Source organism: Pseudoalteromonas sp. NSLLW218, assembly GCF_015864775.1.
Taxonomy (GTDB): domain Bacteria; phylum Pseudomonadota; class Gammaproteobacteria; order Enterobacterales; family Alteromonadaceae; genus Pseudoalteromonas.
Genome location: NZ_JADYWO010000006.1, coordinates 13,351 through 37,180 on the forward strand (window position 1 = coordinate 13,351; position 23,830 = coordinate 37,180).

The window sequence follows — 23,830 nt, forward strand, 5'->3', positions numbered from 1 at the left end:
AAATTGTAACTACAAAGATAACCTAGCCGATGGAATTTCCATATTGTGGCTGCACTATTCACCGTAATGTAAGGATTAAGTTATGAACCGCTTCAAGTTAACTATCGCTTTAGTATCATTTTGTTGTTTATTTTTATTAGCTTGCGCTACAAAGGTAAGTGCAGCAACCAACATGGCCGTAGTAAGCAGTGTAGCCACTCAACCTAACTTACAACAAGCTATCACCAACACCCTACGAACTAATCCTAACCTAGCGTTAAGTGATATTCGTGTGCAGGTAAAAAATGGTGAAGTAGATTTATATGGTGAAGCACAAACTGGTTTTCAGCGCGCACTAGCTCAAAAGTTTTTAGAAAATATGGATGGCGTAAAAATCATTCGTAATAAAATTAGCGTTATTTAATACGCACCACATAAACTTATTTGTATAACTAATTCATAAGCGCGGCTTGTTACTCCAACACAAGCTGCGCTTTTTTATACCCTGTTTAAGGCGAGTTTAGCTGTTGAGTACAAAGATAAAATAAAACCTATGTAATGCAATTATTCCTCCCACCAAAGCGATAGCCCCACTAATACCAAACATACTACTGGCTTGGCTAATAGAACAAGTTACATCAGCATTAGTCACCATCCTCGTTTTAGTACAGCTATCTAAACAATTGAACCAACAGATCGTTTGGTTACTGTTTAACTTATAAATATAAGCGCGCAACTCTACGAACTTGTTATGCGTAAAAAGAAGCTAAAAATGACACCCTAATTTTTACACTATTGTTTATATTCAGTTTTTGTAATGCTGAAGAAGAGTGATTTGGATTTGATGCTAGCGTGGCTATCTCTGATTTTTAGCCTTGAAATAAACTCAGTTAATTTTGTAAAGGTTTACACAGGTTCTTCAGCCGATCGAGCGGGACTGAAAGAGGATGATTTAGTTATTGAAATAGATGGGGGTGCTATTCCAAAGTATGCTGCAAAGGTAGTAAAGAAGTCGGTGGATAAACACTACTTTTACTTATTAAACACTCCTATAGTCAAAGAACTGATCAGCATTGATATTCAATAGACATAACACTAGGTATTTAACTTTTGGCTAATAATCCGTTTATAAAAACCAACAGCGCAATTTTACTCTGTAAAAATGCGCTGTTGGTAAGTAACTATTTCCCAATGCTTTTGCCTAATGAGTTTTAACTAAATTACTCAATTTGGTCAGAGTCAGTACCGTCTTTATTTGATGATTGCTGGCTTATTTTATCGCTTATCATGGCATCGAGTTTTTCGCCGCCTTTAATACCAAAATCTAAAGTACGAATTGGGAATGGAATACTAATATCAGCTTCATCAAGTGCCTGCTTAACGGCAACAACACCTTTGTGGCGTACCGTCATAAAGTCAGGCTCGCCTGGGTATTTAATCCAAAACCATACCAGTAAGTTAATGCTGCTGTCACCAAAACCTTCGGCGTATACTGCGGTTTCGTCTTTGCGTATTACGAAGTCAAATTCATTTATTTTTTCGACGATGACGTCTTTTGCTTTTTCTATGTCGTCGCCGTACGAAATACCTACGGGTACCTCTATGCGCCTAACACCTAAAGTGGTGTAGTTTTTTAGTACGTTTCTAAATAATACTTTGTTTGGTACCAGTATTAACTGCCCGTAAAAGCTCTCTATTAGCGTGTTACGTAGGTTTATAGAATGTATTGAACCAAACACATCATCGGTTTCTATTACGTCACCTGTTTTAAATGGCTTACGTACACCCATTGCTATACCAGCAATTAGGTTTTCGGTCATGTCTTGAAACGCAAAACCAATGGCTAAACCCACAATACCTGCACCAGCAAGTAGCGAGGTAACAGTGCCTTTTAGCCCAACAAAATCGAGCGCTATAAATAAACCTATACACAACACAATAACTTTAAAAATTGACGCCATTAAGTCGGCAATTTGTGTTGAGTCGAGTGAGCGGCGTAATATGTTTTTCATCAGCTTGCCAGCAAAGCGCGCCAATATTGAAAACACAATTGCGATCAGTATCGCAACTATAAAATTAGGGATATGGCTTATTACAACATCAAACCACCCTCCGAGCTTTTCTTCTATTAGTTTTTCGGCTTCGTCAATTGACGGAATGCTGATCATTTTATTTGCACCTATTTAATTAGTGTTCTCATTAATATTAGATGAGATTGCAAATATAACGCCAACATCAAAAAAGCCATGCAATGCATGGCTTTTAAATTTTTTATTTAAGCTTATAAACCTAATTTTGTTCGTCGCGCATAAATACAGGCTCAAGCTCTTTAGCTGTTGCCTCTGGGCTAAAGTAATAACCTGCTACCGTAAACTCTTTAAGTTGGCTTAACTGCGTTACTTTATTTTCGATAATGTAGCGCGCCATCATGCCGCGTGCTTTTTTAGCGTAAAAGCTAATAACTTTATATTGACCGTTTTTACAGTCTTTAAAGTGTGGGGTAATAATTTGTGCATTAAGCGCTTTTTTATCAACCGCTTTAAAGTATTCATTTGAAGCAAGGTTAACTAAGTATTGTGCGTCTTGTGCTTTTAATACGTCGTTTAGTTTATTCGCTATTACGCTGCCCCAAAACTCATATAAGTTTTTACCACGTGAGTTTTCAAGCTTAGTGCCCATTTCAAGACGGTAAGCTTGCATTAAATCAAGTGGTTTTAATAAGCCGTATAAACCCGAGAGTATACGTAAATGGTTTTGTGCGTAATCAAGCTCAGTTGCCGTTAGTGTACTTGCATCTAAACCGCCGTATACATCGCCGTTAAAGGCAAGTGCGGCTTGTTTGGCATTACTTTGTGTAAACGGCTGCGCCCACTCACTAAAGCGTGCTGCGTTAAGCCCAGAAAGCTTATCGCTAATTTTCATTAAACTGCCAATTTGCGCTGGTGTTAGTTCACGGCATACTTTCATGAGCTCTTCGCTGTGCTCTAGTAATTCAGGCTGAGTGAACTTGTCTGTTGCGGGTGGCGTTTCGTAATCAAGATTTTTTGCAGGTGAAATAACAGTGATCATAGTTAGCTATTGACTTGTAATTTATTTAGTGTCAATTTCAACATTAAATGAAACGAAAAGCACGTTTTGTTTAAATAAATCCTCTCTTAAAATCCATGCATAGCCGTTTTTTTTATTGATCAGGACATAAGACCTATCAAGCATTGTCACACTGTTGCAGTATGGATTAGATATATTAAGAGTGATTAGATTTTTCTTTTAACTTGCTTGGAATGAGGAAAGCAAATGACTTCAGCTCTACAAAGGCTAAAACAACATTCATCTATCGTAGCCGACACTGGTGATATTGAAGCTATTAAAAAGCATCAACCAGAAGATGCAACTACAAACCCGTCGCTTTTATTAAAAGCGAGCGAGATTGAAGCATATAAGCCTTACCTAAATAAAGCTTGGAGCTACGCAAAAGAAACCGAGCAAGAGCCTGCTAAACAACTTGAACTAGCATGTGATTACTTTGCTGTATTACTAGGTAAAGAAATTAGCGCTATTGTACCTGGTTATATTTCGACTGAAGTAGATGCACGCCTTTCGTTTAATACGCAAGCTACGATTGATAAAGCACATACCCTACTTAGCCTTTACGAAAAAGAAGGTGTAAGCAAAGACAAAATTTTAATTAAAGTAGCGTCTACATGGGAAGGTATTAAAGCCGCTGAGCAACTAGAAAAAGAAGGGACTAAATGTAACCTTACTTTATTATTTAGCGATGCCCAAGCTCGCGCGTGTGCCGATGCAAACGTATTTCTAATTTCGCCATTTGTTGGCCGTATTTTAGATTGGCACGTTGCTAACGGTATGGAAAAACCAACCGATCCGCTACAAGATCCAGGTGTTCAGTCTGTACGCAGCATTTTTGAATTTTACAAACGCCATGACTACAAAACAGTTGTGATGGGTGCAAGTTTCCGTAATACAGGCGAAATTATTGCACTTACTGGTTGTGACAAGCTAACTATTAGCCCTAATCTTTTAGAAGATTTAGGTAACCTTGAAGGCGCACAAGAATATTTGCTTGAAAGCGATGTTCCACAAGAGCCAAAACCAGAGCCATTAACAGAAGCACAGTTCCGTTGGTTACATAACCAAGATGCTATGGCTACTGAAAAACTAGCTGAAGGTATTCGCTCTTTTGCTGATGCACAAGAACAACTAGAGGCGCGCTTTAAAGCAATGTAATTTGCTATAATCGTGTTTTAAAAACGTCGCAATAGCGGCGTTTTTTTATGCCTAAAATACGCTACCCCTCTATATAATCTTCATATCGACTTCATATAATCCTCGTATAAACCTTCATCAATTAATCACACTTATGTAACATAACTGTCACTTTTTTATTCTATTTTAACTAGGCCTGTGGTATAGGTATTCTTGAGGTCAATAAAATCAATAGGAGAAGTTCATGGATAGCCTAAACGATATATTAGAGATATTAGAAGGACCAGATACAACAAGGAAAACCTCTCAGAAAAATAAAAAAAGAAAATGGCGTGAAATAGAAGCAATAAAAGACAAACAGCGCCTACGTAAAGAACTACAAGAACTAGACTACTTTACAGACAGTATTGCGATTGAAGAGCTCGATTTTTAATTCAATACGCCCCAACTAAACAAAAAGGCTTCCGATATATGGAAGCCTTTTTTAATGCGCTGAAAATAGCTGCATGAGATAAATTTATTATTCAGAGCCCCGGTTATTTACACCTGCCAGTTAATCGGTTTTTCATCTTGGGCTTGTAGTAGCTCATTCGTTTGTGAGAAATGCTTACAACCAAAAAAGCCTCTATGCGCCGAAAGCGGCGATGGGTGCGGCCCTTTTAAAACATGATGGCGAGCGCTATCTATACCTTTACCTTTTTTTTGTGCATGTGCACCCCATAAAATAAATACCACACCTTCGCAGTGCTTATTAATATGCGCTATTACATTATCGGTAAATTGCTCCCATCCTAAATGCTTATGAGAATGCGCTTGCCCTTGCTCAACGGTCAATACTGTATTGAGTAGAAATACACCCTGATCTGCCCAACTTTGCAGGTAACCATGCTCAGGAGTAATAAACCCGCTAATATCGGTAGCTAACTCTTTATACATATTTTTAAGCGACGGCGGCAGCTTTTTTACATCAGGCAATACCGAAAAACACAAGCCATGCGCTTGCCCTTCTCCGTGGTATGGGTCTTGTCCTAAAATTACAACGCGGATGTCATTTAGCGCTGTGGCATCAAAAGCGCTAAATACTTGAGGTTCAGGCGGATAAACAGCAACACCTTCATTGCGGCGATTAGCCACAGTCTCTAACGTTTCCTGCATGTAAGATTGCTGTAATTCACTTTCTAAAAATGTAGCCCAATCGCTCATTGTGTACTCTTAATCTGTTTACGTGATGCGTCTATTTTATCACACATATCCGCGAGTCCATCTAGCATCCGCGGAGTAAAACGATGTAATAAATCGGCATTCACGCTAATAAATTGATCATTTTTAACAGCGGGCACTTCTGGCCACTTTTGCCAATTAACAACCGGCTGTGGTGTTTTTGATTTTTCATCAGGGATAATAATAACTTGTGGCTTAGTAACAATGACATTTTCGATACTAATTTGCGGGTAATCTGTAACGCTCTGTGCAAATACATTACTTACATGGCATGTTTCAATCAGTTGGCTTATCCATGTATTTTTACTAACTGTCATCATGGGCTCAGCCCATAACTGATAAAACCCGGTAATATTTTTTTTATCTTGCTGGCTTTTAACAATACCATTTAGCTTATGTTTAAATGCATTTGCCGCTTGCTGGCTTTGCTTAATGTTCCCTGTAAATTCACCAAAAGTAAGTAATTCATCGGCTACACCAGCGATTGTGGTGGGATTACTCAAATATACTTTTATACCTAAGCGCTCTATTTGGGCTAAATCTTCGCTTTGATTCCCGCTTTTCCACGCAATTACTAAATCAGGTTTAAGCGCTAACACTTTTTCAAGTGAGATACCGTAATAACCGCCTATGCGCTCAATACTTTTAGCCTCAGCAGGATAGTCGGCGTAATCAACCGTGCCCACAATATTATCGCCCGCTCCTATGGCAAATAGGTTTTCGACTATATGTGGTGCAAGCGCGATTATTCGCAGTTTTTTAGAATCCTTGGTCTGCTCTGCAAGCGCATCACCCAATACACTAAAAAGCAGCAGCCCAATAAAAAACGCTTTAAACATTAGTAATCAAACCCTTCGAGCGCTTTTATGCCTGAGTCGAATGCGTGTTTTACATTACGTACTTCGCTTACGGTGTCGGCAAGGTCGGTTAAAGTACGGTGCGCTGCACGCCCGGTAATAATAACTGACTGCATTGGCGGGCGGTTATTAAGCGCTGTTACTACTTCATCTAAATCAACGTAGCCGTAGGTCACCATATACGTAAGCTCATCGAGTAATACTAAATCAATACTGCTATCAGCAAGCATGCGTTTTGACTCTTGCCATGTTGCTTGCGCGGCTGCGGTATCGGCTTCTTTATTTTGCGTATCCCAGGTAAAACCGGTGTTCATTACAACAAACTCAACGCCTGCACCTTGTAATAAATTACGCTCGCCACATTCCCAAGTACCTTTAATATATTGGCAAACGGCTGCTTTTTTACCATGCCCAACACAGCGAGCTACAACGCCAAAACCTGAGGTTGATTTACCTTTACCATTACCCGTAATAACCTGAAAAATACCTTTTACATCTTGTGCTGCAGCAACGCGCGCATCCACTTGTTCTTTTACTTTTTGTTGGCGCTTTTGGTGTTTATCGTTGTTTTGTTCAGTCATTATTGTGCCCTTCATAAATCGAGATAATTTGCTGTATATTTAAATGCGCTTCACACATGGTTGCTAATCGTTCTAACTGCTGCTCGCGATGAGTGGCAATACTAATTGGGTTAATTGAGGCGCTTGGTTTTACCCATTTTAAAATTTGCGATGTAGCATCGGCTTCATCAAACAAGCCATGTAAATAGGTGCCCGCAATGGCATTATCATCGCTAATAAAGCCATCTGTTTTAAAGCCATTTGGGTGGCTTTTATTAAAGGTTATAAATGGCTTATTAAGCGCTGCACCTTGGCTAATTCCTGCATGTATTTCGTAACCACTACACGGTGTTTGTTGGTTATTTAAAAGTAGTGTAGCGGTTATTTTAGTTAATACTTTTTGTGCTGTCAGCGTGGTTTCAAAGTCGCATAGAGCAAGCCCATTTACTTGCTTTAATGACGATTCAATACCATCAGGATCGTTAATGGTATTGCCCAGCATTTGCATGCCGCCACAAATGCCAAGTACTTTGCCACCATAGCGTAAGTGGCGTTTAATTTGAGTGTCCCAGCCTTCATTTTTCAAAAAGGTTAAATCGCCCAGTACATTTTTACTGCCAGGGAGAATTATCAGATCAACGTCTGGGATAGTTTGCGTGTGGCGCACATAATTTATATTAATATTGGGGTGCAAACGCAGTGCATCAAAATCAGTATGGTTACTAATGTGGGGAACAAGTAGCACTGCAATATTAATTGTGGCGTTGGTTACATTATTATCAATGGCGACGGCGTCTTCAGCATCAAGCGCAAGATCGTGCAAATAAGGTAATACGCCAAGTACGGGTTTGTTTGTGTATTCTTCAAGCCAATCAAGCCCACCTTGCAGCAAACTTATATCGCCTCGAAAGCGGTTTATAACAACCCCTTTTACGCGCGCTTGTTCTGATTCGCTTAGCAAAGCAAGTGTACCTACCAAATGTGCAAACACACCGCCTTTGTCGATATCAGCAATTATAATAACAGGGCAATCTACCTCTTCGGCGTAACCCATATTGGCAATATCGTTTTCACGCAGGTTTATTTCAGCAGGACTCCCTGCCCCTTCAACAAGGAGTAAATCAAAGCGTTTAGCTAAGCGGTTATGTGAGGTAATTACCGCATCCATCGCCACTTTTTTATAGTCGTGATATTTGCCCGCTTCCATATTACTAATGGCTTTTCCATGAATAATAACTTGCGCGCCCGTATCGCTATTAGGTTTAAGCAATATGGGATTAAAATCTATTTCGGGCTCTACTTTAGCTGCTATTGCTTGCAAGGCTTGCGCACGGCCAATTTCTCCGCCATCTTTTGTTACTGCGCTATTAAGTGCCATATTTTGTGGTTTAAAAGGCGCAACCTTTACCCCTCGCTTAGCAAATACCCTGCAAAGGGCTGCAACTAGGGTACTTTTACCTGCGTCGGAAGTAGTGCCTTGCACCATTAAGGTTTTCATGGAATTACACCCTTCGCTTTCTAAAAAACAATAAACTTAAAAAGAACACGCTACCAATAGCAGCGGTTATAACACCTACAGGTAACTCTTGGTTTTTTAGCAAGGAGCGCGAAAGTACATCAACCCACACCATAAATGTACCGCCCATTAAGCTGGTTACTAGCAATCCCGCGATGGTGCCTTGGGAGATAAAAAAGCGCACAATGTGCGGTACCATTAATCCTACAAACCCAATACCACCACACATAGCCACCAGCACAGCGGTAATTAATGAGCTCAAAACTAGCATAAGTATTCTAAAGCGCTGGACCCTAACACCTAATGTAATTGCGCTTTCATCGCCAAGTAACATGGCATTGAGCTGCCTTCTATAGCTCAGCATTACAAACGTACACAATGTAATTACCAATAAAGGTAACCAAAGCGTAGCCCACTGCGCACGAGCAAAGCTGCCCAGTGTCCAAAATAAAATAGCGGCTACCGCCTGAGGGTTGCTCCAATAAAGCAACAAGCTGGTAAACGCACTAAATAAAAACGACAGAGCAACACCAGCTAATAACATTGATTCTACCTGTGCACTTTGCTGCCTACCTGCAATAAGTATTAATAAACTCATAGCGAGCAAGCTACCTAATAACGCTGCTGCCGATAGCATAAAGCCTGCGCTAATGCCTGCTAATGCCATAAGTAACACCACACCAAATGAGGCACCCGACGATATACCAAATAAGTAAGGGTCGGCTAGGGGGTTGCGCGTTACCGTTTGTAAAATAAGCCCCGCAATTGCTAAGCCGGAGCCTGCTAAAAAGGCGAGTAATGTGCGTGGCATTCTTAGCTCGTAAATAATACGCGTATTAAAAGACGCATCATTTGAGAGTAAAAAGCTATTAAGTACGTCTTGAAGTGAGGTCTCTGCTGCACCAAAACTAAGTGCTGCAAATAAGCTAAATAAAGCAGCTGCAGCACTTATAAAAAGCGCAAATGAGTGGCGATTATTAACTGCGCTCATATTATTTGTAACCATAAAAGTAAGTGATATGAGGGATGCTATTTCCCGACTTCGATATTTGCGGGTGGTTATTTACTTGGGCGCAGACACCAAAAACGTCGCCTAACATGTTTTCGGTTAATACCTCACTTGGGGCGCCTGAATGCGTAATTTCACCATTTTTAATAACCACTAGTTCATCGCACATTGCCGAGGCTAAGTTTAAATCATGAAACGATGCAAACACCGTTACACCCAACGATTTAGCAAGCTCCATTACCTGTATTTGGTATTTAACATCTAAATGGCTAGTTGGCTCGTCCATTATTAACAGTTGAGGTTGCTGGACTATGGCGCGGGCTATCAAGGCACGTTGCTTTTCACCGCCTGAGAGCGACTCAAAGCTTTGATCGCTATGATCTACCAACCCTACGGTGTTGATTGCTTGAATGATTTTTTGTTTATCAATGTTAGTTATTGAGCTAAATAACGATTTATGAGGCGTTAGGCCAAGCGCAATAACGTCAAATACGCTTAAGTTAAATTGCGACGGGGTTTCTTGTAAAACAACCGCTACTTTTTTTGCGTACTCATCGCTTTTTAGCTGCCAAATGTCGGTGTTGTTAAACTCTACAACGCCATCACTAGGTTTATTAAAACGATATAAACAACGCAATAAGCTCGATTTACCTGCGCCATTGGGACCAATTAAGCCAACAAATTTACCTGTGGTTATTTTAAGGTTTATTTTTTTGAGAATCGTTTTATTGCCAATATCCCACGATACGTTTTTAACGTTTAGCAATGGTGTATTTAATGGCGTTTGAGTGTGCAATAGTCAGTCCTAGGCTAGGTTAAACTCACTAAAAATGCGATAAAAATACTAATGCACTACAAGAAAAAAATGAGTAAACCCGCTCGTTAAAAAAATTCATACCAATTGCATTAAATTAGTGAGCTATTACAGCAACAAATAAATAGCTTAATAACAAGGCGGAAATTATGACATATAGTTGTTATATATGAATAATTTTTAACAAAGTTAGTAAGTTATTTAATTCGCTAGAAAGATCATGTTTTTAATAAAATTGGTATTATACCATTTGTATCTGACTTACAGCTCAGCTGCTTACAGTTGCGGGAACAGTCGAGGACTCGCACCTCATTCCAAATGAAGCTCTATTATGGGCGGCTAAGTAAATAATTTAAAGCAAAAAAAACCGCACTCAAAAGAGCGCGGTTAAAAAGGGAGTGTTTTAACTAGGGCGTATTGACCTTTGTGGATTTAAATTTGTTCAATCTAGGGGCGATTAAATCGCGGCGCGAGGTTTGTAACCTAGTGGGCTAAGTAAAAACCGAGCAAAGCTTCCGCGTCCTGCTCACGCCCCTTACCTACATCCATGTAGGCAACAAAGAGTAAATCGTCCCTAGAAAGAACCCTGAGGGCAGCGCATGTTTGGTATTTATGCTACGTTATCGCCTATTTATGGGGAATAACCACATTTCACAGACTCTGCCTTGCCTAAAAACCAAACACACTGCTGCAAATTCAACCACCAAAGATAAACACGCCCTGCCGTTAAAACTTGTATTCAATACCTAAGCCTACGTAGTCTTGGTCAACGTTGTTGTCCATATCGAAGCTTGAGTAAAAACCAAATACTTTAATGTTTTTATTTAATTTGTGATCAAGACCAACTGAAATTGCTGACTTATCGTCGCTGTCGTCAAAGTCCATATCTTGGTATTGCACTTTAAATGTGTTGTTACCCATGCTGTAAGCAGCATTTAGCAAGTAACCATCCGCTTCTGCGCTGCCATCTACTGCTTCTTGTGTTTGGTACATTGCGCCCAATTTAAAGTTTTCAACTTTACCCTGGATTGATGCACGCACTACATCGTAGCCATTTACTTCGCTATCGGCTGCAATAGAGGCGTATACCGCGCTCTTTTTAAGTGCAACGTCACCGTAGGTCACTGCCATTGAGTAACCGTTATCAGCGTCTACATCGTCTTCAGCTACAAAAGTAGCAAGTACTTTAAAGCCTTCGTATGAGTTTGATGAATAACTAACTGTATTTCCTAAGCGGTTTTCACCTTTAAATACATTTTTAATGTCGCCTTCAAGGTCGTTAAATAAATCCAACTTGCCTTGAGATTGCTTAAGCGCAGTATCGTTACGACCAATAACTACTTGGCCAAACGCACCTTTTAAACCAACGTATTGGTTACGCGCAGAAATATTGTCGTCGTTATCGCCTTTTGAATCAGCATCAGACACATCAACTTGAAACTCAAACTTATATACCGCTTCTAAACTATCATTTATTTTTTCAGAACCTTTAACACCAAGACGAGATGCATTACTTTTTATCTCAGTAAAAGACCCTTCGCCATCATCTGATGATTGCACTGTTACATTCGCTTTACCGTAAATGTCTACGTCGGCAAGTGCATTAAAAGATAAACCACTTAATAGTGCTAAGCATAAGCTCGATTTTACAAATTTCATGTTATTTCCTTGGATAATCACAAAAGACTAATTTTTAAAACTGCTGCATTTTGTCATCGCTAAATGACAGTAATATTACAATGGAAATATTAATGTCTTTTTTTATTAATAAAAATGCATTAAATATGAAATCAAAATAACATGAAAGTTTAATAAATGGTCTCTCTTACTTACTTTGCTTTAAAGACAAGCTTGGCGTCATTTGCGAAAGTAAATTAACTAAGGTTTCTATTAGCTCTTTTTGCTCGTTGTCTCTGTGGTATGCGATAAATACGTCTCTTGAGGTGTTTTCTACCCCTTTAACATGAAACAACTCACCTTTTTCTAAATGCCCTTCAACCAATACTTGAGGTATAAATGCACTACCACCACATTGCAGTATTAAATCAAGTGCAATACGTCCTGTGCTAGTTCTAAAGTAAGGTGGCGTTTTTCCTGTAAACTGGCGTGCATGCCAAAGAGAAAAAGTAGTTCCCCAATCAACATACACATATTGATTATCAAAAAAGTTTTCGTTGGTTGCTGTGTCATATCCGCTTACAGGAATGATTGGCAACTCACAAATTCGCTCTACTACTAACTCGTCTACTTTTGGTGGATCAAACAATATTGCCAAATCAAGCGTGCGCTCTAATAATAGTCGAGTGCTTTCTTGTTGTGCTTTAACTTCTGCAACCAACGACACGCCCGGCATCGCCGATACAATATTTGTTATACCAAACTGTAAAAAAGCATCCCAAATATTAGGCGTTCCTGCTAAGCTAATTTGCTTATGCATATTATCGGCAAGCGCAACATCTACTTTGGCGCGCTGCATACCTGTAATAATCATTTGCGCGTGCGGTAATAAGCGCTCGCCTGGTGCGGTAAGTTGAATATTGTTGCGCTGACGTATAAATAAATTAACACCAAGCCCTTGCTCTAATTGGCGAATTCTAAAGCTCACTGCAGACTGCGTAATATAAAGGTTTTCGGCCGCTTTACCAAAGTGACGCGTACGCACTACTTCAACGAATGTTTTTAATAAATCGATATCCAATTTTTTATCCTCACGATAAAAATAATTTGTTTAATAAATTGCCAAACTTGCATCATACTCCAGCTAATTAATAGGGTATGAGGATAAAGCTATGAGCAATAACATTTCATTACTACGCCAAGCATTTGTTAGCCAACGTCAATTTTATGATGATCAGAATTTTCCACGTGGCTTTAGCCGCAGCGGAAACTTCACCTTATTAGAAGCCAGTATATTAGAACAACACGGTGTTGTTTTAAGAGGCTTATATAGCAAAACAATTGAGCCGCAAAACGAACATCAAGAACAGTTTGTAGCAGTAGTCACTGGCTCACAAGAACCTACTAACCCAATCGAACGAGCTTGGGTAAAATACTTAAAGCTAACGACCTGTAAAACTAAATTTCATACTTTATTTGGCCGTTCAAAAATGTCAGGGCCAGCACCAATTAGCCAAGAGTATTATTCAGAAGCGGATAACCTGTAAGTACTTAAGTTATTTGCTTTTTTGCGTTTTAACAGTTACAACTTGTATAAGCAAATATTTTTGCAAAATATAAACAAGGTGTTACGTGACGCGAAAAATACTAATAGTTGAAGATACACCTGCAATGGCGCGAGTGCAAAAGCACATCGCGCTTAAAGCAGGTTATGAAGTTGATATAGCTGAGTCATTAGCACAAACAAAAGAGCTTATAAGTAAAAATAGCTACTTTTGTGCTGTAGTCGACTTTATATTACCTGATGCCCCATCAGGTGAAGCAGTACCGTGTACTGTTAAGGCTGACATTCCAACTATTGTAATGACGGGTAATATTGATAAACAAACCCGCGATACAGTCGAAAAATATCCAATCATTGATTACATCATTAAAGAAAACAAACAAGCGTATCAATACCTCGAAAGACAATTACTTAGATTAACTCGCAACGAAAATGTAAAAGTGCTTGTTGTTGATGATTCTGCATCTACACGTACTTACATTTGCAGCTTGCTTGCACGTCATAAATATCAAATTCTACAAGCCGAAGACGGTATAGAAGCACTAGCCGCGCTTGAAGCCTCACCTGATATATCTGTAATTATTACTGATAACGAAATGCCAAACATGAATGGTGATGAACTATGCACTGAAATTCGTCGTTTATATGACAACGATGAAAAAGTGATTATTGGTGTTTCTGCCGCAGACTCGTCTGATTTATCAACGTTGTTTTTAAAAAATGGTGCAAACGACTACCTTCGTAAACCTTTTAATAATGAAGAGTTTTATTGTCGTCTAAGCCAAAACGTCGATATGTTAGAGCTTATGGCCACAATAAAACGGCAAGCTAACACTGATTATTTAACTAATTTACCTAATCGCCGTTACTTTTTTGAAGAAACCAATAAGTCACTTAAAAAGATTAAAAGTAAGCAAGGTTCAGGATCCTTAGCAATGCTTGATATTGATCATTTTAAAGTGATTAATGACACACACGGACATGATGTAGGCGACGAAGTATTAAAAGGGCTTTCTATTTGCTTTAGTAAATATTTTAAAAAGTATTTAGTAGCGCGTTTAGGTGGTGAAGAATTCGCAGTGTACTTTGCCGACACTGATAAACAAGAAGCACTAAAAAGGCTTGAAGGTTTTAGGTATTTTATAGAAATGAATAGCCAAGAATTTAGTAAAGCTAAAATTAAATTTACTATCTCTATTGGCTTCTCAAACGGGCCTGTTTATCAAATTGATGAACTATTAAAACAGGCCGATTTAAAACTTTACGATGCTAAAGAATCTGGTCGTAATAAAGTAGTTAGTTAACCATTTTATTAGTTAATTATACTTCTGCGGCTGTAATCGCCGCTTTTTTACGTTTACGTGATTGATGATAAGAATCCCAACTAAAAATAGCTAATGCACTCCAAATACATGCAAACGTTACTACACGCTCAGCATCAAAAATTTCACCGTAAAACACCACTGCTAATATAAACATTAGGCTTGGTCCAATGTACTGAAAAAAGCCAAGTGTAGTGTATTGCAAGCGCTTAGCTGCACCGGTAAAACACAGTAATGGTAATGTAGTTACAATACCGGCACTAATGAGTAATGCATTTGTATGCCAATCGTTAGCTGGGAGGCTTGAAGTTGGTGTCGGCACCATTAACCACCAATAAATCAGTGCAACAGGCAGTAATATAAGTGCTTCAAGTAAAATACCAGGCAGAGCTTCAACAGGTAACTTTTTACGTATTAAACCATAAAGCGCAAACGATATAGCCAATGAAAATGCAACTACCGGAAACGAGCCAAAACTAATTAACTGCAGTACAACACCACTAAAGGCAAGTGCCACTGCTACGCCTTGAAACTTACGCAGGCGTTCACCTAAAAAGAGCATTCCCAGCAATACATTTAAGAGAGGGTTTATGTAATAGCCCAAACTCGCATCAAGCATATGGTTATTATTTATAGCCCATATAAATAAACCCCAGTTAAACCCTAGCAGCGCAGAGGTAATAACAAGCATAAGCAAAAGCTTAGGCTGAACAATGATGCGTTTTACTTTGCCCCAATACTTTAAAACACTTACTACCAGTACTAAAAATACAACCGACCAAACAACCCGATGCATTAAAATTTCAAAGGCAGTAACATGCTGAATTAACTTAAAGTATATTGGCGCAAGACCCCACATAAAAAAAGCAAGACAAGCAAAAATAGCACCTTTACGCTGCTCGGTATCAATCGACATAATAAACACTTAGTGATTTAAAAGGCCGCTAGTTTACTTGCCACGCGCGTTTTATCCAACTAAATACGTACCAGTTCCAAAAGCAATTTGAACAGATTGTTCGTTATGCAATTCCATTCTACACACACATACTTTATTGCCTGAGCGAATAAGTGTGGCACTTGCTATAAAGCTCTCCCCTTTTCCTGGGCGCAAATAATCGGTTCGTAAATCGATAGTGCCAAGGGTTGCTAGCTTTTGCTGTACACTCTTAATGTCTATATCGGTTAGCTTATCAATTACACTCGCTGCCGCGAGCATGCCTCCTACGTTGTCGAGAACGGCTGAAATAACGCCACCATGTAATATTTTTTGCGCAGGGTTTCCTATAAATACGTCTTGCCAAGGAAAACTTATTTTTGCTTGCTCTGGAGTAAGTGACTCAACCGAGATATTTAAAAACTGATTAAATGGCATGCCATTTACAAACAATGCGCCCACTTGTTCAATTAACATTTCTTTATTCATTATTATTCTCTATGTTTAAACTGGTACGATGAGTAAAGCACAACTTAAGCAAAACTACGAGGCTCTCGTTAAGTCATTTTAAATAAGCCTGATATTAAAAAGCTATTTCAACACTAGGGTCTGTTGATCTTTCAAGGTTAAATTTGCAGCAGTCTGTTTGGTATTTAGGCAAGGCAGAGCCTATGTAGTGTGGTTATTCCCCATAAATGGGCGATAACGTAGCATTAATGACAAACAGGCGCTGCCCAAAGGGTTCTTCCTAGGGGCTATTTACTCTTTGTTGCTCGGTTTTTACTTAGCCCACTAGGTTACAAACCTCGCGCCGCGATTAAATAGCCCCTAGTCTGAACAAATTTTAATCCGCAAAGATCAATAGACCCTAGCAGAGTTAAATTTACTTACAATAGGGGTAAGGTTAAGTAACTCAGCTAAAGACATCTCACTAAAAAACCACTAAAATACCCGCCAATGAATACATCAACTCCCTCTTCGAGCACACTAGTGCGTAAACCCGAAACTGTCCTCAAACAAGTGTTTGGCTACAGTGAATTTCGCGACGGTCAAAAAGCAGTTATTGACGCTGCTATTAATGGTCAAGACTCTCTGGTATTACTACCTACCGGCGGCGGAAAATCAGTATGCTATCAAATTCCTGCTTTAGTGCTTGAGGGTGTAACTATTGTTATTTCTCCACTTATATCGCTTATGCAAGATCAGGTAACACAGCTGCAAGCACTTGGGGTAAAAGCAGCTTACGTTAATAACAGCTTAGCGCGAGAAGAGCAGCAATTAGTGTATCAACAGCTTCATCAGGGGCAAATTAAGCTTTTATATGTGGCACCTGAAAAAGTATTACAACGCGAATTTTTAGAACGCTTATCACATTTAAATGTGAGTTTATTTGCCATTGACGAAGCGCATTGTGTGTCGCATTGGGGTCACGACTTTAGGCCTCATTACTTTAGATTAAATGAATTAAAGCAGCGTTTTGCACACGTCCCCATGATGGCGCTAACTGCAACTGCCGATAAAGCCACCCGTTTTGATATAGTTGAACAACTAAAACTACAACAGCCTTATATCCATACTGGCAGCTTTGATCGCCCTAATATTCGCTACACCATAGAAGAAAAATTTAAACCTATGGTGCAATTGCTTCGTTACTTAAAAGAGCAAAAAAGCCAAAGTGGTATTATTTATTGCACCAGCCGTAAACGTGTAGACGACATTGCCGAAAAATTGGCTGATGCAGGGTTAAACGCTGCCGCTTACCACGCTGGTATGAGTAATGAGCAACGACAGTTTGTTCAAACTGGTTTTGCCCGTGACGATATTCAAATAGTGGTCGCAACCGTTGCCTTTGGTATGGGTATAAATAAGCCTAACGTGCGTTTTGTACTGCATTACGATATTCCAAAAAGTATAGAGTCTTACTATCAAGAAACAGGTCGAGCTGGGCGAGATGGACTCGCAGCTGAGGCCATAATGTACTTTGATCCAGCTGATATTGGCCGTGTAAGACGCTTTTTTGAAGACATAGACGACGAACAACGCCGCCGCGTAGAAGAACAACGCTTTAACGCAATGGCAAGCTTTGCAGAAGCACAAACGTGTCGTAGGCAAATATTACTTAATTACTTTAGTGAATATCAACGCGAGCCTTGCGGCAACTGCGATATTTGCTTAAACCCGCCAAAAAGCTTTGATGGTACCTTAGTCGCCCAGCAAGCACTTTCGTGTGTATATAGAGCTGACCAACGCTTTGGTCTTGGCTACATTGTTGAATTACTACGTGGTGCAAATACTAGCCGCATACGCGATAACAATCATCATGAGCTAAGTACTTACGGCATAGGTAAAGACAAAAACAGTGAATTTTGGCTCAGTATTTTACGCCAGCTTATTCATCAAGGCTTACTTAGCCAAGATATAACGCAAGGTGCGTCACTTAGATTAACCGAAGCCGCGCGTGCAATTTTAAAAGGCGAGTACGCACTGCAATTAGCCGAACCACGCTTGCAAGCCAAACACGTTTATCAAGATAAGTTAGCGCAATTTAATTACGACAAAAAACTATTTGCTCGCCTGCGCGCACTACGTAAAGAACTTGCTGATGCCGATGATGTACCACCTTATGTGGTATTTAATGATAAAACGCTAGCCGAAATGGCGCAGCTTATGCCAACAAACGACAGCGAATTTTTAAAAGTGTCGGGGGTAGGTTTTACCAAATTAAATAAATACGGCGGCGAATTCTTAACTGCAATTCGTAATTACCTAGCTACAAATTAAGAAAGTTATGACTCAAATAGAATATGACCACGCCCATAAATACATTTTAATTACACCAGTCGAGCCGCCAAACGATGAAGACTTTGAGCTGTGGAGTACCCTATTTTTACACTCAGATGATGTAACACTCAACGAGTATTCTGCAGGTGCCGATCGCCATCAAGTTCGCTTTACCTATCATCAGCAAACCTTTAATTTAAACTATGAGCATTATAGCCAAAGTATTTGGATTAATGCCGAAGGCCGTGAAGCTGAGCACTTATTAGCCGCTTTAGCATTTTATTTAAGTTAGCTTTTTATACCTCGCGCACAGGCGGCTCTAAACCAGGTTGGTTATTAACAAAAGTGAATATGAGTAACAATTAATTAGTTTCAAAATCCATACCTTTTACTTACATTATAATAACAATGATGTAAGCTGATATTACGGTAGTCATTTGCTACGTAGCAGTAAAGAGGTTTAATGGTGAACAAGAAATGGATAGCACAGTGTTGTATTAGCTTAACGGTTTTAAGCTCTTATGTGCCTAATGCATTCGCACAACAATCTTCAACGAAAACAGATAACTGCCTTGTAGAACAGACAGATTTAAGCACAGATAAAAACTTACGCCGAGAAGTCCAAGACAAAACATCCCTCACAAATAGTAACAGTAACGCAAAAATAGCCTCAATAAAGCTCAAGCAACTTAATGTATTTAATACTGAGCTTGAAGAGGAAAATAATGCACTATTTCGATTTGCTAACCGCGCTCATATTCAAACAGAGCCCGATGTAATCAATAACCTTTTATTATTCTCCCCTGGTGACAAGTACGACGCTAAAAAGCTTGCTGAATCTGAGCGTTTACTTCGTAAAGAAAGCTATTTATATGATGCACAAATTAGTGCAACCGAAAATTGCGACGGCAATGTTAATGTAGAAGTGGTTACCCGCGACTTATGGACACTTTTACCAGAAGTAAACTTTAGCCGTAGCGGTGGAGAAAACAAATCGAGTATAGGTTTTAGAGAATCAAACCTGCTTGGTTGGGGTAAGCGCCTTTCTTTGTCACGCACGACCGACAGCGATCGTAGCGGCTATTTATTTGTTTACGACGATCCTAATATTTTATCTACCCGCTACCGCGGCCGTTTAGAATATGCAGATAATAGCGATGGCAAGCGCCACTTACTTGAGCTTACCTACCCATTTTACGCAATAGACACCCCTTTTAGTTACGGTATTTTAAGCTATTCTGAGCAGCGCGAAGAGTCGCTATATAAACGCGGCGAAGAGTTTAGCGAATTTGATCAAACTACCGATTTAAACCGTGCATTTATAGGGCACTCAAAAGCACTTAATAATAATTGGACCCAGCGCTTAACCTTAGGTTACACCGACGAGCAACATACCTTTGAAGCAATAGACACAACCTTTGCACCACTTGCCGATGACAGAAGCCTAAGCTACCCCTTTATAAGCGGCCATTGGTTTGAAGATAACTATATAAAAGTACGCAATTTTGACAGCATATCTCGCACAGAAGATTTAAATTTAGGCTGGAATATTAAAAGCTTAATTGGCTATTCAGACGAGTCATTAAGTAATGACGACAGCCGCGCAGTGTATTCATTTAACTTCAAAAAAGCCCACTTTACTAACGATAATACTTTATGGCGCTTTAGCGCAGATATTGATGGCTATTGGAATAAAGAGCAGAAAAAGCTCGAAAACTTTATGGCCACCAGCCAAATACAATATTATTTAAATACCAGTGAAGACCAATCTTGGTATGTTAAAGCCCGCATGCAGTACGCCAAAAACCTTACTGCTGATCAACAACTTACTTTAGGCGGCGAAACAGGCCTACGTGGTTACCCTATGGATTATCAACATGGCGACCGTAGTTTTTTAGTTAATTTAGAAAAGCGTTATTACTGGGAATACGATTTACTGCAATTATTTAAAGTGGGTGGCGCAGCTTTTGTAGATGTAGGCAGAGCATGGTTTAACGATAAAGATAACGGTGAAAACGCACATGTATTAAAAAATATAGGCGTGGGTCTTCGTTTAGCACCGAGTCGTGCAAACTCAGGCACCATGATCCACATTGATATTGCAGCCCCAGTTGATAGCTACGATGATGTAGACTCAGTACAGTGGCTCGTGAGCGTTAAAAACACTTTTTAAATAATACAAACGCGTTAAACTAATATCAATTGCACTAAATTAAATTTTTATAAAAGCTCAGGGCCTAATGTGAAAGTAATAGAAGTTTTAGAATTGTTTGCATCACAATATAAGTTAATTGTCACTGTAATCGCTATTTTGGTTTTCCCTCTGCTATTAAAAATAACCAAAAAATTACTCGAAAAAGCAATTAAAGGAAAAGTGGATTTACATCGAAAGTACCGTGCAGAGCTCTTACTAAAAATAATACTCGCCTTTGTAGTGCTTTGTTTAGTTTTAGTATTTTGGGGTATAGAGCTGCGTGGTTTATTGGTTTTAGGCTCCTCTTTATTTGCCATGTTAGGCGTAGCGCTTTTTGCCGCTTGGTCATTACTGAGTAACCTAACCGCATTTTTACTGATGTTTATTCAAAACGACTGCAGAGTTGGCAATTGGGTACGAATTATTGACGGTGCTAACCATGTTGAAGGTCGAATAGTAGAAATGGGCTTGATGAATGTAGTGCTTGAACACATTGATGGGCACCGTGTAATTTATCCTAATAATTTATTTGTGACACGCCCTGTCATGGTTTTAAATAAAGAACCAAAGCCAACAAAAGCGCCCGTTATAAAGCGTATTATTGGCCCTAAAAAAACATAGCTTAAAAAGCATCGTTGATAAAGCAATATCCGCAAAAAAGCCGCAGTAAGTAATTACCTACTGCGGCTTTTTAATGCTTAGCTAAACAGAGTTTAGTTTAGCTATTAGTTATTTAGTTCAGCTGTTTTAAGCTCGTCATCTAAATCGTTTATTTCATCAATAAAGTTCTCTAGTTGCTGCTCTACTAAACTATTGTCATTTGCAAAGTAAGCAAGGTGGAATACCGCGTCACCTTCATTTACTAATGGCATAGTTTGCTGACCAATAACAATCCCGCCTTTGGGCGCTAGAAGCTCAAGCTCAGAGTCGCCTAATGGGCTACTAATATAAGCAAGTACTTGCCCTTTAGTCACATGCTCACCTAGTGATACTTGTGCACGCACAATGCCATCAACCTCTGCACGTATCCAACTAGTCGAACCGGCAATGATAGGATCTGGTAACTTTTTAGGACGCTTGCCACGGATCATTTTTAAATGACGCATAACATAATCAACACCCTGCACACCTGCCGCAATAGCTATAGGATCAAAACGCAGTGCTTCACCTGCTTCATAGGTTATAACCGGTATACCTAGGTTTGCAGCTTCACTTCGTAATGAACCATTACGCAATGACGCATTTATTACCGCTGGTGTACCAAATGCTTTAGCCATATCAGCCGTTGCTTCATCTTCTAAATTAGCGCGAATTTGCGGTAAGTTAGTTCGATGAATAGCGCCAGTATGTAAATCAATAATGTGAGTACAATGTACTGCCACTTGATTAAAAAACATATAAGCCATACGCCCAGCAAGTGAGCCACGCTCAGAACCTGGGAAACTACGGTTCATATCGCGTCGGTCTGGTAAATAACGCGATTTATGAATAAAGCCAAACACATTCACAATAGGCACAGCAATTATTGTACCGCGCAGTTGGCTTGGGTCTATTTTAGCAATTAACTGACGCACAACTTCTACGCCATTTAGTTCATCGCCATGGATCGCCGCACACACCATAAGCACAGGGCCTTCCATTACACCATTAACCACTTCAATAGGAATATTAAGTGGTGAATGGGTATAAAGTTTAGCTGCCTCTAAGGCAAGTGTTTTACGCTCGCCTACGCCTACACTTTCACCTAATAAGGTAAAAGGACGGTTAATTTTAACCTTTGCCACGTGTTGCTGTTCCTTTACTTGAAGCATTTTTTTCGATGAAATCAATCACCATGCCTGCAATGTCTTTACCTGTTGCTATTTCAATGCCCTCTAAACCTGGTGATGAGTTTACTTCCATTACAAGTGGTCCACGAGATGAGCGAAGTAAATCAACTCCCGCTACGTTCAAGCCCATTGATTTAGCCGCCGCTACTGCCGTTTTACGTTCTTCTGGAGTAATGCGAACTAATGTAGCGCTACCACCACGGTGAAGGTTAGAGCGGAACTCACCTTCTTGTGCTTGACGTTTCATTGCTGCTATTACTTTATCGCCTAGTACAAAACAACGTATATCCGCGCCACCTGCTTCTTTAATGTATTCCTGAACCATAATATTAGCTTTTAAGCCCATAAATGCTTCAATAACACTTTCTGCCGCTTTGCGTGTTTCAGCAAGTACAACACCAATGCCTTGTGTGCCTTCAAGTAATTTAATTACAACAGGTGCACCGCCTACCATCTCTAGTAAGTCTTTTACATCATCTGGTTTGCTAGCAAAACCTGTCACTGGCATACCAACGCCTTTGCGCGAAAGTAACTGAAGTGAGCGTAATTTATCGCGCGAACGAGAAATAGCGACTGATTCGTTTACTGGGTAAACACCCATCATTTCAAACTGACGAAGTACCGAACAGCCATAAAATGTAACCGATGCACCAATACGCGGGACGATTGCGTCAAATTCTTTTAAGTTTTCACCGCGATAGTGAATTTCTGGTTGCTCCGAGTTTATATTCATATAGCAGCGTAATGCATCAATCACCTTAACTTCGTGACCGCGTGCTTCTGCCGCCTCAATTAAGCGACGTGTTGAATATAGTTTTCTGTTGCGAGATAAAATACCGATTTTCATAGTTAAACCTTACGACCTAATAGTTGAGATAAAGCCGGGTCAACGACTATACGATTTTCCATGGCTGTACGCCCTAATAACATTCTAAACTTCATTGTTGCACGGCTTGTTAAAGTAAGCTCTATCGGCCAACTATGCTCGCCTGCATGCAATGTCGTTTCTATAAAGTAGCGTAACTCTTTTTGCCCACTTGAGCTGGTTACGTACTTCATTTTTTTAACTTTTGCCTTGCAAGTGACTTGCGTTTGCTCATCATCCTGCAATGGTTGGGCCGTAAATTTAACCCATTTCTCTGAGTCAACTTCGTATTCTTCAATGTTAATTGCATGAATACATGAAGTGCGAGCGCCTGTATCAATTTTTGCTTTTATATCGTTAATACCAAGCTCAGGTAAACTTAACCACTCACGCCAACCAACTGTAATCTTTGCTGTCATAAATGTGCCCTTAATAAAAAAGTGACTTATACGCTACAGGTAAAAAAACACCAACGAAATAAATTTATCTAGTCGATTAGTAAATTAAATTGATCTTTTTAAACAACTAGTCACACAATGCACGC

At 39.6% G+C, this 23,830-nt stretch carries 25 protein-coding genes and 1 riboswitch; of the genes, 10 read left to right on the forward strand and 15 right to left on the reverse strand.

The features are described from left to right. The first annotated feature begins 82 nt into the window (after positions 1–82). Together I6E80_RS10205 and I6E80_RS10210 are read left to right on the forward strand one after the other, a co-directional pair. Positions 83–403, forward strand: coding sequence for a BON domain-containing protein (locus I6E80_RS10205; protein WP_010553266.1), 321 nt, complete (start codon positions 83–85; stop codon positions 401–403). Positions 404–814: 411 nt separating this feature from the next. Beyond that, on the forward strand, positions 815–1,066 hold the full coding sequence (locus I6E80_RS10210) for a hypothetical protein (RefSeq protein WP_197185483.1): 252 nt from the start codon (positions 815–817) through the stop codon (positions 1,064–1,066). Between the two features lie 133 nt (positions 1,067–1,199). Here I6E80_RS10210 and I6E80_RS10215 read toward each other — a convergent pair whose 3' ends face one another. Together I6E80_RS10215 and yaaA are read right to left on the reverse strand one after the other, a co-directional pair. Continuing rightward, entirely contained in the window at positions 1,200–2,147 is a 948-nt protein-coding gene (locus tag I6E80_RS10215) for a mechanosensitive ion channel family protein (RefSeq protein ID WP_197185484.1), read from the reverse strand. Between the two features lie 121 nt (positions 2,148–2,268). Beyond that, positions 2,269–3,048 carry a peroxide stress protein YaaA gene (gene yaaA / locus I6E80_RS10220; RefSeq protein WP_197185485.1) on the reverse strand — a complete coding sequence of 260 codons (780 nt, stop codon included), beginning with the start codon at positions 3,046–3,048 and terminating at the stop codon, positions 2,269–2,271. A gap of 225 nt (positions 3,049–3,273) precedes the next feature. Here yaaA and tal point away from each other — a divergent pair, with 225 nt between their 5' ends. Both tal and I6E80_RS10230 read left to right on the forward strand, forming a co-directional pair. Beyond that, a complete protein-coding gene (gene tal, locus I6E80_RS10225) occupies positions 3,274–4,224 on the forward strand; it encodes a transaldolase (RefSeq protein WP_007583747.1) in 951 nt (316 codons plus the stop codon). 223 nt (positions 4,225–4,447) lie between these two features. Further along, complete coding sequence (locus I6E80_RS10230) at positions 4,448–4,636, forward strand: DUF3545 family protein (RefSeq protein WP_007583746.1); 189 nt, start codon at positions 4,448–4,450, stop codon at positions 4,634–4,636. Between the two features lie 107 nt (positions 4,637–4,743). Here the strand turns inward: I6E80_RS10230 and ung are convergent, their stop codons facing one another. The 8 genes from ung to I6E80_RS10270 all read right to left on the reverse strand — a co-directional run bounded on the left by ung (position 4,744) and on the right by I6E80_RS10270 (position 12,878). Further along, positions 4,744–5,406: a uracil-DNA glycosylase gene (gene ung, locus I6E80_RS10235; RefSeq protein ID WP_197185486.1), complete on the reverse strand. Its 663-nt coding sequence runs from the start codon at positions 5,404–5,406 to the stop codon at positions 4,744–4,746. Then, entirely contained in the window at positions 5,403–6,263 is an 861-nt protein-coding gene (locus I6E80_RS10240; protein WP_170072476.1) for a cobalamin-binding protein, read from the reverse strand. The genes ung and I6E80_RS10240 overlap by 4 nt, the downstream gene beginning before the upstream one ends. Beyond that, positions 6,263–6,862, reverse strand: coding sequence for a cob(I)yrinic acid a,c-diamide adenosyltransferase (cobO, locus tag I6E80_RS10245; protein ID WP_170072474.1), 600 nt, complete (start codon positions 6,860–6,862; stop codon positions 6,263–6,265). Before cobO ends, I6E80_RS10240 begins: the two co-directional genes overlap by 1 nt. After that, positions 6,855–8,339 carry a cobyric acid synthase gene (locus I6E80_RS10250; RefSeq protein ID WP_197185487.1) on the reverse strand — a complete coding sequence of 495 codons (1,485 nt, stop codon included), beginning with the start codon at positions 8,337–8,339 and terminating at the stop codon, positions 6,855–6,857. Before I6E80_RS10250 ends, cobO begins: the two co-directional genes overlap by 8 nt. Before the next feature lie 4 nt (positions 8,340–8,343). After that, complete coding sequence (locus I6E80_RS10255; RefSeq protein ID WP_197185488.1) at positions 8,344–9,348, reverse strand: iron ABC transporter permease; 1,005 nt, start codon at positions 9,346–9,348, stop codon at positions 8,344–8,346. 1 nt (position 9,349) lies between these two features. Next, entirely contained in the window at positions 9,350–10,162 is an 813-nt protein-coding gene (locus I6E80_RS10260; RefSeq protein ID WP_197185489.1) for an ABC transporter ATP-binding protein, read from the reverse strand. Positions 10,163–10,409: 247 nt separating this feature from the next. Next, positions 10,410–10,542, reverse strand: a riboswitch (cobalamin riboswitch). Positions 10,543–10,906: 364 nt separating this feature from the next. Then, positions 10,907–11,839, reverse strand: coding sequence for a porin (locus I6E80_RS10265; protein WP_076925095.1), 933 nt, complete (start codon positions 11,837–11,839; stop codon positions 10,907–10,909). 166 nt (positions 11,840–12,005) lie between these two features. Next, entirely contained in the window at positions 12,006–12,878 is an 873-nt protein-coding gene (locus I6E80_RS10270) for a LysR family transcriptional regulator (RefSeq protein ID WP_024598997.1), read from the reverse strand. A 91-nt stretch (positions 12,879–12,969) separates the two neighbouring features. On the opposite strand from I6E80_RS10270, the gene I6E80_RS10275 reads away from it, so the two are divergent. After that, positions 12,970–13,344: a DUF413 domain-containing protein gene (locus I6E80_RS10275; protein ID WP_007583734.1), complete on the forward strand. Its 375-nt coding sequence runs from the start codon at positions 12,970–12,972 to the stop codon at positions 13,342–13,344. 85 nt (positions 13,345–13,429) lie between these two features. After that, the gene (locus I6E80_RS10280; RefSeq protein WP_024598998.1) at positions 13,430–14,665 is read left to right on the forward strand and encodes a response regulator; all 1,236 of its coding nucleotides are present in this window, start codon (positions 13,430–13,432) and stop codon (positions 14,663–14,665) included. A 16-nt stretch (positions 14,666–14,681) separates the two neighbouring features. On the opposite strand, the gene rarD is transcribed toward I6E80_RS10280, so the two are convergent. Both rarD and I6E80_RS10290 read right to left on the reverse strand, forming a co-directional pair. Continuing rightward, positions 14,682–15,599: an EamA family transporter RarD gene (gene rarD, locus I6E80_RS10285; protein WP_197185490.1), complete on the reverse strand. Its 918-nt coding sequence runs from the start codon at positions 15,597–15,599 to the stop codon at positions 14,682–14,684. 51 nt (positions 15,600–15,650) lie between these two features. Beyond that, a complete protein-coding gene (locus I6E80_RS10290; RefSeq protein WP_024599000.1) occupies positions 15,651–16,106 on the reverse strand; it encodes a thioesterase family protein in 456 nt (151 codons plus the stop codon). A 468-nt stretch (positions 16,107–16,574) separates the two neighbouring features. Here I6E80_RS10290 and recQ point away from each other — a divergent pair, with 468 nt between their 5' ends. The 4 genes from recQ to I6E80_RS10310 all read left to right on the forward strand — a co-directional run bounded on the left by recQ (position 16,575) and on the right by I6E80_RS10310 (position 21,213). After that, positions 16,575–18,398, forward strand: coding sequence for a DNA helicase RecQ (gene recQ, locus I6E80_RS10295; protein WP_197185491.1), 1,824 nt, complete (start codon positions 16,575–16,577; stop codon positions 18,396–18,398). Positions 18,399–18,405: 7 nt separating this feature from the next. Further along, a complete protein-coding gene (locus I6E80_RS10300) occupies positions 18,406–18,690 on the forward strand; it encodes a DUF3630 family protein (RefSeq protein WP_024598872.1) in 285 nt (94 codons plus the stop codon). Between the two features lie 171 nt (positions 18,691–18,861). Beyond that, positions 18,862–20,571 (forward strand): ShlB/FhaC/HecB family hemolysin secretion/activation protein, encoded by a 1,710-nt coding sequence (locus I6E80_RS10305; protein ID WP_197185492.1) that lies wholly within the window; start codon positions 18,862–18,864, stop codon positions 20,569–20,571. Between the two features lie 69 nt (positions 20,572–20,640). Then, positions 20,641–21,213: a mechanosensitive ion channel domain-containing protein gene (locus tag I6E80_RS10310; RefSeq protein WP_024596238.1), complete on the forward strand. Its 573-nt coding sequence runs from the start codon at positions 20,641–20,643 to the stop codon at positions 21,211–21,213. 104 nt (positions 21,214–21,317) lie between these two features. On the opposite strand, the gene I6E80_RS10315 is transcribed toward I6E80_RS10310, so the two are convergent. From I6E80_RS10315 to I6E80_RS10325, 3 genes are read right to left on the reverse strand one after another with little or no spacing between them, the layout of a single operon-like run. Beyond that, the gene (locus I6E80_RS10315) at positions 21,318–22,376 is read right to left on the reverse strand and encodes a succinylglutamate desuccinylase/aspartoacylase family protein (protein ID WP_121953615.1); all 1,059 of its coding nucleotides are present in this window, start codon (positions 22,374–22,376) and stop codon (positions 21,318–21,320) included. Then, positions 22,363–23,268: a 30S ribosomal protein S6--L-glutamate ligase gene (rimK, locus tag I6E80_RS10320; RefSeq protein ID WP_002961977.1), complete on the reverse strand. Its 906-nt coding sequence runs from the start codon at positions 23,266–23,268 to the stop codon at positions 22,363–22,365. The genes I6E80_RS10315 and rimK overlap by 14 nt, the downstream gene beginning before the upstream one ends. A gap of 2 nt (positions 23,269–23,270) precedes the next feature. Next, positions 23,271–23,705: an ATP-dependent zinc protease gene (locus I6E80_RS10325; RefSeq protein WP_024596236.1), complete on the reverse strand. Its 435-nt coding sequence runs from the start codon at positions 23,703–23,705 to the stop codon at positions 23,271–23,273. Between the last annotated feature and the right edge of the window lie 125 nt (positions 23,706–23,830).